At 71.9% G+C, this 12,911-nt stretch carries 12 protein-coding genes; 7 read left to right on the top strand and 5 right to left on the bottom strand.

Translation table 11 applies throughout. The annotated features are described in order from the left end of the window. Positions 1-52: 52 nt before the first annotated feature. Positions 53-982, bottom strand: coding sequence for an NADP-dependent oxidoreductase (locus OIE67_RS25550; RefSeq protein WP_326644522.1), 930 nt, complete (start codon positions 980-982; stop codon positions 53-55). Between the two features lie 168 nt (positions 983-1,150). Between OIE67_RS25550 and OIE67_RS25545 the strand changes: the two genes are divergently transcribed. Continuing rightward, positions 1,151-2,014 carry a helix-turn-helix transcriptional regulator gene (locus OIE67_RS25545; protein WP_245956614.1) on the top strand — a complete coding sequence of 288 codons (864 nt, stop codon included), beginning with the start codon at positions 1,151-1,153 and terminating at the stop codon, positions 2,012-2,014. A gap of 184 nt (positions 2,015-2,198) precedes the next feature. Further along, positions 2,199-4,214, top strand: coding sequence for a bifunctional copper resistance protein CopD/cytochrome c oxidase assembly protein (locus tag OIE67_RS25540; RefSeq protein ID WP_326644519.1), 2,016 nt, complete (start codon positions 2,199-2,201; stop codon positions 4,212-4,214). On the opposite strand, the gene OIE67_RS25535 is transcribed toward OIE67_RS25540, so the two are convergent. Beyond that, positions 4,135-4,779, bottom strand: coding sequence for a TetR/AcrR family transcriptional regulator (locus tag OIE67_RS25535; protein WP_326644517.1), 645 nt, complete (start codon positions 4,777-4,779; stop codon positions 4,135-4,137). The genes OIE67_RS25540 and OIE67_RS25535 overlap by 80 nt on opposite strands. 214 nt (positions 4,780-4,993) lie before the next feature. Here OIE67_RS25535 and OIE67_RS25530 point away from each other — a divergent pair, with 214 nt between their 5' ends. From OIE67_RS25530 to OIE67_RS25520, 3 genes are all read left to right on the top strand, one after another. Further along, a complete protein-coding gene (locus OIE67_RS25530; RefSeq protein WP_326644515.1) occupies positions 4,994-5,920 on the top strand; it encodes a glucosyl-3-phosphoglycerate synthase in 927 nt (308 codons plus the stop codon). A gap of 54 nt (positions 5,921-5,974) precedes the next feature. Further along, positions 5,975-7,183 carry an acyl-CoA dehydrogenase family protein gene (locus OIE67_RS25525; protein WP_326644513.1) on the top strand — a complete coding sequence of 403 codons (1,209 nt, stop codon included), beginning with the start codon at positions 5,975-5,977 and terminating at the stop codon, positions 7,181-7,183. Positions 7,184-7,285: 102 nt separating this feature from the next. Next, the gene (locus OIE67_RS25520) at positions 7,286-7,558 is read left to right on the top strand and encodes a hypothetical protein (protein ID WP_326644511.1); all 273 of its coding nucleotides are present in this window, start codon (positions 7,286-7,288) and stop codon (positions 7,556-7,558) included. Between the two features lie 20 nt (positions 7,559-7,578). Here OIE67_RS25520 and OIE67_RS25515 read toward each other — a convergent pair whose 3' ends face one another. Both OIE67_RS25515 and OIE67_RS25510 read right to left on the bottom strand, forming a co-directional pair. Continuing rightward, on the bottom strand, positions 7,579-8,397 hold the full coding sequence (locus OIE67_RS25515) for an oxidoreductase (protein ID WP_326644509.1): 819 nt from the start codon (positions 8,395-8,397) through the stop codon (positions 7,579-7,581). After that, the gene (locus OIE67_RS25510; RefSeq protein WP_326644507.1) at positions 8,394-9,623 is read right to left on the bottom strand and encodes a cytochrome P450; all 1,230 of its coding nucleotides are present in this window, start codon (positions 9,621-9,623) and stop codon (positions 8,394-8,396) included. The genes OIE67_RS25515 and OIE67_RS25510 overlap by 4 nt, the downstream gene beginning before the upstream one ends. 137 nt (positions 9,624-9,760) lie before the next feature. On the opposite strand from OIE67_RS25510, the gene OIE67_RS25505 reads away from it, so the two are divergent. Both OIE67_RS25505 and OIE67_RS25500 read left to right on the top strand, forming a co-directional pair. After that, positions 9,761-10,375: a TetR/AcrR family transcriptional regulator gene (locus OIE67_RS25505; RefSeq protein ID WP_326644505.1), complete on the top strand. Its 615-nt coding sequence runs from the start codon at positions 9,761-9,763 to the stop codon at positions 10,373-10,375. A gap of 155 nt (positions 10,376-10,530) precedes the next feature. Further along, positions 10,531-11,790 (top strand): cytochrome P450 family protein, encoded by a 1,260-nt coding sequence (locus OIE67_RS25500; protein ID WP_326644503.1) that lies wholly within the window; start codon positions 10,531-10,533, stop codon positions 11,788-11,790. Here the strand turns inward: OIE67_RS25500 and OIE67_RS25495 are convergent. After that, positions 11,720-12,883 (bottom strand): citrate synthase/methylcitrate synthase, encoded by a 1,164-nt coding sequence (locus OIE67_RS25495; protein ID WP_326644501.1) that lies wholly within the window; start codon positions 12,881-12,883, stop codon positions 11,720-11,722. The two genes, OIE67_RS25500 and OIE67_RS25495, sit on opposite strands and share 71 nt — an antisense overlap. Positions 12,884-12,911 lie beyond the last annotated feature (28 nt).

Here is a 12,911-nt window from a genome sequence, read left to right as displayed (position 1 = left end):
CTCCGTAGGTCGGCGCGGGACCGTCTAGGAGATTGGTGCTGGGTCGGCCGTGCTATGGCTTGAGGACCATCTTGCCGCGGGTGTGTCGCTGTTCCAGGTCGCGGTAGGCGTCCTGGACCCGGTCCAGCGGGTACGTGGCGGCGATCGGGATCTCCAGCCGGCCCGTGCGGATGAGTTCGGTCAGCTCGGCCAGCACCTCGGCCGTGGCCGCCGCGGCGCTGCCCTCGTTCTTGACCCCGTAACGCTCGACCGCGGCGACGTCGATGATGGTATCGATCCGGTCGGGGCTCACTCCGAGCTCGATCGCCAGGTCCACGTAGCCGCTGCCGAAGTTGTCGATGAAGGCGTCGACGTGCCCGGCCGCGGCCTTGATCCGGGCGGCGACGCCCTCGCCGTACGTGACCGGCACGGCCCCGTGATCGCGCAGCCACTGGTGGTTGCGCTCGCTCGCCAGCCCGATCACCGTGGCGCCGGCCTCGACCGCGAGCTGCGTCGCGATCGTCCCGACCCCGCCGGCGGCCCCCGCGATGACCACCGTGTCGCCGGAGCGCAGGCCGACCGCCCGCACCTCCGCCACCGCCGTCGTGCCCGCGACGTACAGCGAGCCCGCCTGCTCCCACGACACCTCAGGCGGCCGCCGGACCAGATCGGACGCCTGCACCACGACGTATTCGGCATGGCTGGCCCGGTTGTCGGTGAAGCCGAGCACCTCCTCGCCCGCCACGAAGGCCTCCACCCCGCCACCGGTCGCCACGACCACCCCGGCCAGGTCGCTGCCCTGCCCGGACGGGAACGTGGAGGGCCAGACGTCGCGGAACACCCCGAGGCGGATCGCCGCCTCACCCGGATTGATCCCGGCGGCCACCACCTTCACCAGGACCTGCCCGGGACCGGGCGCCGGCCGCTCCACCTCGGCGATCCGCAGCACCTCGATCCCGCCGTAGTCGTCGAACCGGACCGCTCGCATCGTCTCGACCGTCATCTCGACCTCCCTGACCTGTTGTTCTTACTCCGGGTGCCGTGGTGAAACCCGGTTCGGGACTCACCTTGCCAAGCGTTGACGAGAGGCGGAATCGGACAGGCCTCCCTAGGATCCACGCTCCTAGGCTGAGCGGTCGGCCGGACCCCGAGGCCGCGCCATCATGGACGCATGGACATGGACCGGGCCCAGCTCGCCGACTTCCTGCGCCGGGCGCGCGAGCGGCTGCGTCCCCAGGAGGTGGGGTTGCCGGCCGGGCCGCGCCGCCGTACGCCCGGCCTGCGCCGCGAGGAGGTCTCGCAGCTCGCGGGCATGTCGGCCGACTACTACATGCGCCTCGAACAGGCCCGCAGCCCGCAACCCTCGCTGCAGATCCTGGCCGCGCTGGCCCGCGGGCTGCGGCTGACCGATGATGAGCGCGACCACCTCTATCTGCTGTCCGGCCACCGGCCCCCGAGCGGCCCGCTGGCCCACGACCACGTCAGTCCCGGTCTGCTCTACCTCCTCGACCAGCTCACCGAGACCCCGGCCCACATCACCAACGACCTCGGCGACCTGCTCGCCCGCAACCAGATGGCCGAGGCGCTGCTGGGGTGCATCTGCTCGATCCGAGAGCAGGACCGCAACTTCGTCTGGCGGTGGTTCACCGACCCGGCGATGAGCCAGGCCTACGATCCGGAGGAACGCGCCGCGCTCAGCCGGGACCACGTCGCCGACCTGCGCGCCTCCTACGCCCGCCGGGGCGGCGACGAGCCCTCCGCCCGCCTGGTCGCCCGCCTGCGCGCCACGAGCGAGGAGTTCACCCGGCTGTGGGACCTGCACGAGGTGGCGGTACGACGCGTCAGCCGGATGCGGGTCGCCCACGCCGCCGTCGGCGCGATCGAGCTGCACTGCGAGACCCTGCTCAGCCCCGCCGAGGATCAGCGGCTCGTCATCTACACGCCGGTGCCGGGGACGTCCGCCATCGAGCATCTGAGCCTGCTCCGCGTCCTCGCGCACAACGACTTCGTCCCCGCTGCCCCGGCCCGCCGCTGAACGCCGTCCGCCCGCGACGAAGGCGATCGGCCGTCGTTTCCGTGCCGGGGGATGCCGCGTGGCCGCCACTGACCGGTTTGGGGTGAACTCCGGTCGCCGGTCGCGCGTATCCCAGGTACGCGGCGACTGCACGGCGGGCCGCCGCGTGCGACGGTGTGGTCCCTGACGACGTGGCGGTTCCCTGATGGCAGTTTCCGCACGGCTGTACGCCGTACTCGCGGTGGGCTCGGGCGTTCTGGTGCTGGTGGCGGCGCTGCGGTTCGGGGGAGGTGCCGGGGTGCCGCCGATCGCCGGGCTGCCGGCCGCGGGGCCGCTGACCGACTGGGGCCTGCCGCTGGCACGGTTCGCGCACGAACTGTGCGCGGTGGCGTGCGTGGGGACCGCGCTGGCGGCCGTACTGGCTCCGGCGGCCTCGCCCGAGTCGGCGCGCTGCCTGCGCGCGGCCGGCTGGTGGGCACTCGGATGGGCGTTCGCCGGCTTGCTGGGCTACGTGCTCACGCTGTCCAGCTTCATCCCGATGCCGGTGGCGGACCTGCTCGCGGCCCCCGGCCTGCTCAGCGTCGGCACGGACCTGCCGCAGACGCGGGCCCTGCTGGTGGTGACGGCGGTGACGTTCGTGGTGGCGGTGGCGACGATGATACCGCGGCTGCCGAGGGGGATCCCGGTGGCGGTCGCGGTCTGCGGGCTGCTGCCGCCCGCGTACGTCGGCCACGCCGCCTCGGCGGGCGATCACGACCTGGCCGTGTCCGCGCTGATGGCGCACCTGGTGCCGATGGCGTTGTGGGTCGGCGGGCTAGGCGCGGTGCTGGTCTACTTCCGCCGCTCCGGTGACCTGCCGGTGGTGCTGCCGAGGTTCAGCACGATCGCTTTGTGCTGCTTCGCGGCGGTGGCGTTCTCCGGCGCTGTCAGCGGCTGGGTGCGGCTGAACGCCCTCTCCGACCTGTGGCGGAGTCCGTACGGGCTCCTTCTGCTGGCCAAAATCGCCGCCCTGGCGGTGCTCGGCTGGTTCGGCTGGGTCCACCGGCGCAGGACCGTCGCGGGCGTCGCCGATCGCGCGGTACGCCGTACCTTCGTCCGGCTGGCGGCGGGTGAGCTGGGCGTGATGGCGGTGGCGATGGGCCTCGGCGTCGGCCTGGCCAGGACTCCGCCGCCGCCCGGCGGCGAGGGCGGCGGGCACGCGCATCCTCTGCTGGAGTACACGCCGGCCCCGTTCTCCCCAGGCGCGCTGATCGGCGAGTGGCGGCCGGACGTGCTGGTGGTGCTGCTGCTGGCGCTGCCCGCCGTCGCCTATGCGCTCGGCGTGCGCAGGGTGGCCGAGTGGCCCTTCAGCCGCACGATCGCCTGGTACGCGGGGCTCGGCCTGGCCGCGCCGGCGCTGCTCGGCGGAGTGGCCGGCTACGCCAGGGCGATGCTGCCCGCGCAGGCGCTCCAGCACGTCGCGCTGGCCGTCGCGGTGCCGCTGCTGCTCTGCCTCGGCGCTCCACTGACCCTGGCGGGCCGGGTTACCTCGCCGGCGTCCCGGTCCGGCGCCCTCGGTTCGCCTGAGTCCCGGTCCGGTGCTCTCGGTTCACCTCAGTCCCGGTCCGGCGGCCTGGGTTCGCCCGCCTTCGGGCGGCGCCTGACCGGGCCCGTCCTCCTGGCCGCCTATCCGCTGCTCTTCCTGCTCCTGTACGGGACGGACTGGCTGGCGTGGTCGCTGACCGGGTACGCCCCGCATCTGGTCACCGAACTGCTCTTCCTCGGCGTCGGCCTGGTGACGTCATGGGTGCTGACCGGAGCCGACCCGCTGCCCAGGCCGTTCGCGCGGGGCGAGCGGGCGCGCCTGCTGGGGGTGGTCGCCGGGACGAATGTGGCGGTGGGCACGTACCTGATGCTGGGGCCGCCGGTCGCGGCGGACTGGCTCGTGCAGACCGCCCCGCCCGGCGCGCCGGACCTGCTCACCGGCCAGCGGGCGGCGGCGGCCGTGTTCCTGGTCGTGCCCTTGCTGACCCTCGCGCCCCTGGCCCTGCGCCTGGCCAGACGGCGACCGGCCGCGCGATGGCTCTGGTCCCACGTCCGCGTCGCCGACGGGAGCGTCGGCCGTGCGCAGGGTCGTGCCGTGCGGGACGACTCCGCGCCGCTCACGGACGGGGCGCTGCTCCTTGATAGAGGCCGGCGACGGCCGCCAGCACCCGCTCACGGGCGACGCCCCCCGGGGTGACGCCGGTGAGCACGTAGGCGGCCAGCCCTTCGGCCAGCGCCACGAGCGACAGCGCGGCCCCGTGCGGGTCGATGGCCGCGGGGACGCGCCCCGCCCGCTGGTCCCGCTCGACGAGGCCGGCCATGTCGCGGTGGAAGGCGGCGTACAGGACGCGCAGCCGGGCGGCGATGGCCTCGTCGGCGAAGGCGAAGGCGTGGAAGGACTGGCGGACCCGCATGTGGGCCTCGGTCGTGGCGTCGTACGGGATGAGCTCGGTGAGCACGGTGGTCAGGACCAGCCGCGGCTCGGCGGCGCCGAGGTCGGAGCCGACCCGCTGCCGGATGCGGGCGCTGGACAGGTGGTTGCCGCGTTCGAAGGCCGCTTCGATGAGCTGCCGTTTGGCCGGGAAGTAGTGCTGCACCCGGCCGGGCGAGATGCCGGCCTGGGCGGCCACCTCGGTCAGGGAGACGGCGGCCAGGCCGCGTTCGGCGACGATGGCGAGCACGGCGTCCGCGATCTCGGCGCGCCGCTGCGCGTGGTGCGCGCCGGGCCCCCGTGTACGCCGCTCAGCCGGCTGTTCCGCCACTCCGCCACCTTCTCGATAAGACCACACCGGATTGCCCGTTCAGTGTAGTGGTTGTGACCCGCGATCCCCGCCCTCGTCGACGATCCAGCCGCCGGCCCCGCGCGGAGACGTATGTGACCTGAGGGGCTGCGGACGACTAGCGATACAGACGGGACCAGGCGACCGGGAAGACTTCGCATAAGCTGACAAATGGGATAGCGGGGGGAGGGGTCGCATGCTGCCTGAGGTGCGCGGATGGTTGGGACGCCGTACGTCGACCGCCGGGGACTGGCCGCTGCGGGACCTGGTGGCCGCCAAAGGGGACAGCACGATCAGCGTGGTGCTTCCCGCCCGCGACGAGCGGGAGACCGTGGGGGAGATCGTGGGAATCATCCTCCGGGACCTCGGCGCGCTGGTCGACGAGGTCGTCGTCATCGACTCACGTTCCACCGACGACACCGCGCGCGTGGCCGCGCGGGCCGGGGCCACGGTGCACGCGCAGGACGAGATCCTGCCGCGGCTCAAGCCGCTCGACGGCAAGGGGGAGGCGTTGTGGAAGTCGCTGGCCGTCACGTCGGGGGACGTGCTGGTGTTCGCCGACGCCGACATCAGGAACTTCCGTGCCTCGCTGGTCGCGGGGGTGCTCGGCCCGCTGCTGGCCGATCCCACGATCGTCTACGCCAAGGGGTGCTATGACCGTCCGCTGAACGGCGCCCCCGACGGCGGCGGGCGGGTCACCGAGCTCGTCGCCCGGCCGCTGATCAACCTGCACTGGCCTCAACTGGCCGGCTTCGTGCAGCCGCTCGCGGGGGAGTACGCCGGCCGGCGCTCCGCCCTGGAGCGCGTACCGTTCCTCACCGGTTACGGCGTCGAACTCGGCCTGCTCATCGACCTGCTGGAACTGGCGGGGCTGGACGCGTTCGCCCAGGTGGACCTGGGATCGCGCGAGCACGCGCCGCAGTCCACCGAGGCGCTCGGAGGCATGGCCGCGCAGATCATGCTCGCCGCCTGGTCGCGGCTCGACCGGCAGGGGAAGATCGCCGCGCTGGGCGAGCCCTCGGTGCGGCTGGCGCAGTTCAGGAGAGGCCAGGAGGGGTACGACGTGCGCACACGGGACGTCGGCATCGGCGAACGCCCGCCCATGCTCACCCTCGACGAGTGACCGGCCGCTAAGGTGTTACCACCGGTAACGTCTCGGTTCGAGGAGTGCGGCGCGATGACGGGGTTCTGCCCGGAGCTCAGTGACAACGTGGTCGAGGTACGCGACTGGGTGCACACGTTCGCCCGCGACGTGATCCGCCCCGCGGGCGCGGAATGGGACGAACGCGAGGAGACGCCCTGGCCGGTCATCCAGGAGGCGGCCAAGATAGGGCTCTACTCCCTCGACTTCTTCGCCACCCAGTGGTTCGAGCAGAGCGGCCTGGCGCTGCCCGTGGCGTTCGAGGAACTCTTCTGGGGCGACGCCGGCATCGGCCTGTCGATCACCGGCACCGGCCTGGCCGCCGCGGCCCTCGCCTCCAACGGCACCCCCGAGCAGATGGGGGAGTGGCTGCCGCAGATGTTCGGCACGGAGAACGACGTCAAGCTGGGCGCCTTCTGCGCCTCGGAACCGGACGCGGGCTCCGACGTCGGCGCCATCCGCACCCGTGCCGTACCCGACGGGTCCGACTGGGTGCTCAACGGCGTCAAGACCTGGGCCACGAACGGCGGCATCGCCGACGTCCACGTGGTCGTCGCCTCGGTGGACCCGTCGCTCGGCACCAGGGGCCAGGCCTCCTTCGTCGTCCCGCCGGGCACGCCGGGGCTGTCGATGGGGCAGAAGTTCCGCAAACACGGCATCCGCGCCTCCCACACGGCCGAGGTGGTGCTGAACGACGTGCGCGTGCCCGGGGAGTGCCTGCTGGGAGGCAGGGAGAAGCTGGAGGCCAGGCTGGCCCGCGTACGCAACGGGGAGCGGGCGGGGGAGCAGGCCGCGATGCGCACGTTCGAGACCACCCGCCCGTCGGTGGCCGCGATGGCGGTCGGGATCGCCCGGGCCGGCTTCGAGTACGCCAGGGACTACGCCCGCGAACGCGAGCAGTTCGGCCGCAAGATCGGCGCCAACCAGGCCATCGCCTTCCTCCTCGCCGAGATGGCCACCCGCGTGGACGTGGCCCGGCTGCTGACCTGGCGCGCCGCATGGATGGCCCGCAACGGCAGGCAGTTCGAGCAGGCGGAGGGCTCGATGTCGAAACTGGTGGCGGGGGAGACGGCGGTGTGGGTGACCGAACAGGCCATCCAGATTTTGGGCGGCGCCGGCTACACCAGGGAGCACCCGGTGGAACGCTTCCACCGCGACGCCAAGATCTTCACCATCTTCGAGGGGACGTCGGAGATCCAGCGGCTCATCATCGGCCGCGCCGTCACCGGGCTGCCCGTCCGGTGACAACGCCGCACGTCAGGGGGCGGTTTCATGGGCTCGTCAACCTCGGGTAAACATCAGTAGCGGGAGGCTTTCGGGTCCTTCATCCAGGAAAGAACTCGCGGCATGAGCGACGAAGCCCAGCCGACGATCGACGACCTGCTGAGTCACGCCCGGCAGTCTCATGAGCTGATGGTCCTGCTCAAGCATGACCGGGAGTTCGAGCGCCAGTTCAGCGCCGCCGTCGACGCGGACGACGACCAGCGGCTCTCCGCCTTGCTGGCGCCTTTGGGGATCGAGCGGGCCTCGATCGTCGCGAAGGACGAACGGCTGTTCAGTGTGTGTGAGCGGTGCTATCTGTGGCATGGCAAGTGGGTTTGCCATCCCATCTGCAAGTGATCACTTGATGCCGCGCGTCGCTACCTGAGGGAGTTGGTGGCGAGGGCGTCGAAGTCGCGGTCCGGGAGGGTGCGGTCGAGTTCGAGGAGTTTGTCCGCCAGCCAGCCGACGGCGTAGCGCGTCCGGGGCTTGTCGGCCTCGATGGCTTCGCGGATGGTGGTCGCGACGAGGTCCGGGTCGGAGGCCGGAGCGTCGGCGGCGCTCTGGGCCTCGGCCTTCTGGGCCATCTTCTCGGCCATCGGGCCGTAGGCGGTCGAGCCGGAGATCTCCCGCAGGTCCTGGGCGGTGTGGTCCTCGAAGTCGGTTCTGATGATGCCGGGCTGGATGATCACGACGTCGATGCCGAACGGTTCCACCTCCATGCGGAGGCTGTCGGAGTACGCCTCCAGCGCGTGCTTCGAGGCGTAGTACCAGCAGCCGAGCGGCAGGGAGATCTCGCCGCCGACGGACGACACGTTGACGATCGTGCCCGACCCCCGCGCGCGCATGTGCGGCAGGGCGAGCTGGGTCAGCCGGGCCGGGGCGAACAGGTTGACCTCGAACAGGTCGCGGGCCCGGGACAGCGGGACGTCCTCGGCGGCCCCGTGCAGGACGGTGCCGGCGTTGTTGATCAGGACGTCGAGCCTGCCCTGCTTCTCGACGACGGTGCGGACGACCCGCTCCAGGTCCGCGGGCTCGCGGGCGTCCATGGGGAGGGCGTGGCCGCCGGCGTCGCGGAGGTCGTCCATCGCCGGGACACGCCTGGCCGCGCCGTACACGGTGTGGCCGACCCGCAGGAGTTCGAGCGCCGTGGCCTTGCCGATGCCGGACGAGGCTCCGGTGACGAGGATGACTTTCATGAACGATTCTCCTCGTGTGCCGGTACGTCCCACGTGACGGGGAGGTGGTGCACGCCGTAGATCAGCATGTCTTCGCGCATGGGGATCTCCTCCGGCGGTACGGCCAGGCGCAGGGACGGGAAGCGGTCGAGCAGGGCGGGGATGGCGACCTGCATCTCGACCCGGGCGAGCTGCTGGCCGAGGCACTGGTGGATGCCGTGGCCGAAGGCGACGTGCGCGGACGTGGGGCGGTGGAGGTCGAGCGTGCCGGGGTCGGGGAAGTGCTTCGGGTCGCGGTTGGCGGCCGGGACGGAGACGGTGACCGACTGCCCGGCCTTGATCAGCGTGCCGCCGAGCTCGACGTCCTCCAGGGCGGCGCGCACCGTGGCGGGGATGATGCTCAGGTAGCGGAGCAGTTCCTCGACGGCGTTGCCGGCGAGGGCGGGGTCGGAGCGCAGGGCGGCGAGCTGCCCGGGGTGGCTCAGCAGGGCGAAGACGCCGGTGGCGATCATGTTCGCGGTGGTGTCGAAGCCCGCGCCGGTCAGTACGCCGCCGATGACCGCCAGCTCGTCATCGGTCAGGTCACTGCCGCTGACCAGCCCGCCGAGCAGGTCGTCCGTGGGCCGCTCGCGCTTGGCGCGGATGAGATCGAGCATGAGGGCCTGCATCCTGCCGAAGGCGGCCGCCTTCTCACCGGCGGGCACGTCCAGGCGGCCGAGGATGCCCATCGCGCGGACGAACTCGTCCTGGTCGCCCACAGGAACGCCGAGCAGCTCGCAGATCACCAGCCCGGGAAGGGGGCCCGAGAACGTCTCCACCAGATCGGCGGGAGGGCCGTGCCGCTCCATCGCGGTCAGCAGCTCGGCGGCGATCTCCTCGATCCGGGTGGTCCACCGGCGCATCCGGCGGACGGTGAACTGGCCGGTGAGCAGCTGGCGGTAGCGGGTGTGCTCGGGCGGGTCCATCGCGGTGAAGGCCCCTGGCGGCGCCGGTTGCGGCTCGGCGTGGAGCGAGGCTCCCGGCAGCGGAAAGTGGACGAGCTCGGCCCGATGACTGAAGCGCGGGTCGGCCAGCACCTCGCGGACCAGGGCGTGCTCGGTCACCAGCCAGCCCTCGTGACCGTCCGGGTAGGTCATCGGCGCCACGGGCCGTTCGGCGCGCAGCCGCGCGAGCTCTTCCGGCGGATCGAAGGGGCAGGCCTCGGCGTGCTGGACCAGCAGTCTCGGCAGTTCTGATGGATCGGACATGTCACTCCTCGGGTGGGTACGCCGTGCGAGCGACGTCCTGCCCGGCGGCACTCGCACGGCCGATGCAAGCCATTAAGCCTCACGATGTGTAAAAGTACAAGGTGTGTAAAAATTTCTGGCGTGTAAGATGCGTCACCGTGGAGGAGACGCGACGGGCGCGCAAGAAACGCCAGACCAGGGAGCTGCTGGTCCGTACGGCCTTCAGGCTGTTCAAGGAGCAGGGGTACGAGCAGACCACCATCGCGCAGATCAGTGCAGAGGCGGACATAGCAACCAAGACCTTCTTCAACTACTTCTCCGGCAAGGAGGACGTGGTCTTCACCGACGCCGAGCGCTACTACGAGCTGACCCTGTCCGTGATCGAAGGGCGCCGGCCCGGTGAACGCATGGGCGACCTGCTGCTGCGGACCTGCGAGCTGTCCCTGTCGGCCGGATACATGGCCGAGGGGCCCATGGCGGGCGACCGTGAGCTGACGGACGTCTACCGCAATCTGCTCGCCACCGTTCCCAGCGTCCAGGCCAAGGGCCTGCACGTGCTGTTCGACCTGCAGCGCAGGATCGCCGACGCGTTCGTCGCCGCGTTTCCCGACGAGATCGACCGGATGACGGCGCTGGCCGCGGTGGGCGCGATGACGGGCTCCGTGGGGGCGCTCGGGCTGGTCAGCATGGAGATGGGGCAGTCGGACGAGGAGTTGCTGGCCACGATGCGGCGTGCGATCGACCTCGTCATGCGCGGGCTCGGCACGCTATGACGCGACGCCGGTCGAGTCGCACCACTCGGCCCCGGTCAAGCGGACGGCGCAAGCGCCGACATGATGCTCGGCCTGCCCGGGCGGGCCGACGTAAAATGGCCGCGCGGGCTCCGTGAGGCGCGCCTGTGCAGGCTGAGCGCGAAGGCGGCAGACACATGGCTGATCCGTACCCGGCATACGCGAGGCTCCGCGACCGCGGCGCCGTGCACCGCGTCAGCACCCCGTTCGGCGGCGACGCCTACCTGATCACCAGGTACGCCGAAGCCCGCGCCGCGCTCAACGACCCGCGCCTGTCCAAGCATCCGAAGAACGCGCCGGCCTTCCTGCGCGAGGCCGGGCTGATCACCGGCGACGCCGGGCCGCTCGGCGTCAACATGCTCTCCTCCGACCCGCCCGACCACACCCGCCTGCGCCGGGTGATCGGCGGGGCCTTCACCGCCAGGCGGGTGCTGGCCCTGCGCCCGCGCATCCAGCGGATCGCGGACGACCTCCTCGCCGCCCTGCCGGAAGAGGAGGAGGCGGACCTGATCGAGGGGTTCGCCTTCCCGCTGCCGATCACGGTGATCAGCGAGATGCTCGGCGTTCCCGGCAGCGATCGCGATCGGCTCCGTACGTGGAGCCGCGACCTGATCACCACCTCGTCGGCCCCCGAGCTCAGGCGGCGGCGGGAAGCCGGCGCCGCGGCGCTCACCGGCTACCTGTCCGGCCTGGTCGCCGAGCGCAGGAAACACATGGACATGGAGCTCGCGAGCGAGGCGCAGCCCGACCTGATCAGCGCCCTGATCCTGGCCGCCGACCGGCAGGGCGAGCTGGACGAGGCCGAACTGCTCGGCATGCTCATGCTGCTGCTCGTCGCCGGGCACGAGACCACGGTCAACCTCATCGGCAACGGCACCCTGGCCCTGCTGCGCGCCCCCGAGGTGCTCGGCGCTCTCGTCGCCGATCCCGGGCTGGTGCCGGCGGCGGTGGAGGAGCTGCTCCGCTACGACGGGCCGGTCGAGCGGGCCACGTTGCGCACCGCCGTCGAGGACGTCGACGTGGACGGCGTCACCGTCCCCGCCGGCAGCCTGGTCGTGGTCGCCCTCGCCTGCGCCGACCGTGACCCCGCCCGGTTCGACCGGCCCGACGAGCTCGACCTGGGCAGGCGGGACAACCAGCACCTCGCCTTCGGATACGGCCCGCACTTCTGCCTCGGCGCGCCGCTGGCCAGGCTGGAGGGCACGATCGCGTTCACCTCGCTGCTCGGCCGCTTCCCCGGGATCCGGCTCGCCCGCCCGCCGGAAGAGCTCCGGTGGTGCGAGCAGAGCGCGATGATGATCCTGCGCGGACTGGAGGCCCTTCCCGTCATCCTGCGCGCGGATCCGCCGGCACCGGCTGAGGCGGCGGGTCGCCGACGTACCGGGCCGACGGCCTGATGATCTTGCTGTCCTCGGCCTGCTCCAGGATGTTCGCGCTCCATCCGACGGTACGCGCGGCGGCGAACGTCGGCGTGAACATCGAGCGCGGGATGCCGCAGATCTCCATCACCACCCCCGCGTAGAACTCCACGTTGGTGTGCAGCTCACGGCCCGGCTTGAGCTCGGCCAGGATGTCGACCACCCGCCGTTCCACTTCGTGCGCGAAGTCCACCAGGTCGCCGCCGAAGCCCTTGGCGATGCCGGACAACATCCGCGAGCGCGGGTCCTCCGTACGGTAGACCGGATGCCCGAATCCCATGATGCGGTCGCCCGCGAGGACGCGTTCGCGCACCCAGGCGTCGATGCGATCGGGACTGCCGATCGCGTCCAGGGTGTCCAGGGCGCGGCTCGGCGCGCCGCCGTGGAGCGGTCCCGACAGTGCGCCGAGCGCTCCCGCCACGCACGACGCCAGGTCGGCGCCCGTGGAGGCGATCACCCGCGCGGTGAACGTGGAGGCGTTGAAGCCGTGGTCGACGGTGGAGATCAGGTACTGCTCGACGGCCCTGGCATGGTCGGGGGAGGGCACCCGGCCGGTCAGCATGTAGAGGTAGTTGGCCGCGTGACCCAGGTCGTCGCGCGGCTCGACCGGCTCCAGCCCGGCGGCCAGCCGGTGCAGCGCGGTGAGCAACGTGGGCATCAGGGCGGTGACGAACAGGGCGTCGTCCAGGCGTTCGCCGGGGTCGAGGTCGTACAGCGGCCGCATGCCGCGCACCGCGCCCGCGGCCGATATGGCGCTGCGCACGTTGTCCAGCTGGCCACCCCGCCCCGACGCGGCCAGGGCGGGCAACAGGGGGCGCAGGGCGTCCGGCACGCGCCGCAGCGGCAGCGTGCGTCCGGCGAAGCGCTCGCGCTCCTCCACTGACGGCAACGTCCCGAGCAGCATCAGGTGCCACACGTCCTCGAACGTGCGTCGCTCCGCCAGGTCGATCGCCGAGTACTGGCGGTAGTGGTAAAAGCCTTCGCGCCCCCGTACGTCGCTCAGGCGCGTCTCGGTGACGACCACGCCCTTGAGCCCTCTGGGTACGTCCACGGACGCCGGATCGGTAGTCATGCTGGGGTCCTCCTTCATCCCAGGAACC

This window comes from Nonomuraea fuscirosea (assembly GCF_035917475.1).
GTDB lineage: Bacteria > Actinomycetota > Actinomycetes > Streptosporangiales > Streptosporangiaceae > Nonomuraea > Nonomuraea fuscirosea.
The sequence above is the reverse complement of the archived record's forward strand: the minus strand, read 5'-3'. Positions and strand labels throughout refer to the sequence as shown.

Bases quoted from the DNA above. Each gene is read 5' to 3' on its own strand.
- OIE67_RS25495 (WP_326644501.1), bottom strand. From the start codon at position 12,883: ATGACTACCGATCCGGCGTCCGTGGACGTACCCAGAGGGCTCAAGGGC.
- OIE67_RS25500 (WP_326644503.1), top strand. From the start codon at position 10,531: ATGGCTGATCCGTACCCGGCATACGCGAGGCTCCGCGACCGCGGCGCC.
- OIE67_RS25520 (WP_326644511.1), top strand. From the start codon at position 7,286: ATGAGCGACGAAGCCCAGCCGACGATCGACGACCTGCTGAGTCACGCC.
- OIE67_RS25550 (WP_326644522.1), bottom strand. From the start codon at position 982: ATGACGGTCGAGACGATGCGAGCGGTCCGGTTCGACGACTACGGCGGG.
- OIE67_RS25540 (WP_326644519.1), top strand. From the start codon at position 2,199: ATGGCAGTTTCCGCACGGCTGTACGCCGTACTCGCGGTGGGCTCGGGC.
- OIE67_RS25525 (WP_326644513.1), top strand. From the start codon at position 5,975: ATGACGGGGTTCTGCCCGGAGCTCAGTGACAACGTGGTCGAGGTACGC.
- OIE67_RS25510 (WP_326644507.1), bottom strand. From the start codon at position 9,623: ATGTCCGATCCATCAGAACTGCCGAGACTGCTGGTCCAGCACGCCGAG.
- OIE67_RS25515 (WP_326644509.1), bottom strand. From the start codon at position 8,397: ATGAAAGTCATCCTCGTCACCGGAGCCTCGTCCGGCATCGGCAAGGCC.
- OIE67_RS25530 (WP_326644515.1), top strand. From the start codon at position 4,994: ATGCTGCCTGAGGTGCGCGGATGGTTGGGACGCCGTACGTCGACCGCC.
- OIE67_RS25545 (WP_245956614.1), top strand. From the start codon at position 1,151: ATGGACATGGACCGGGCCCAGCTCGCCGACTTCCTGCGCCGGGCGCGC.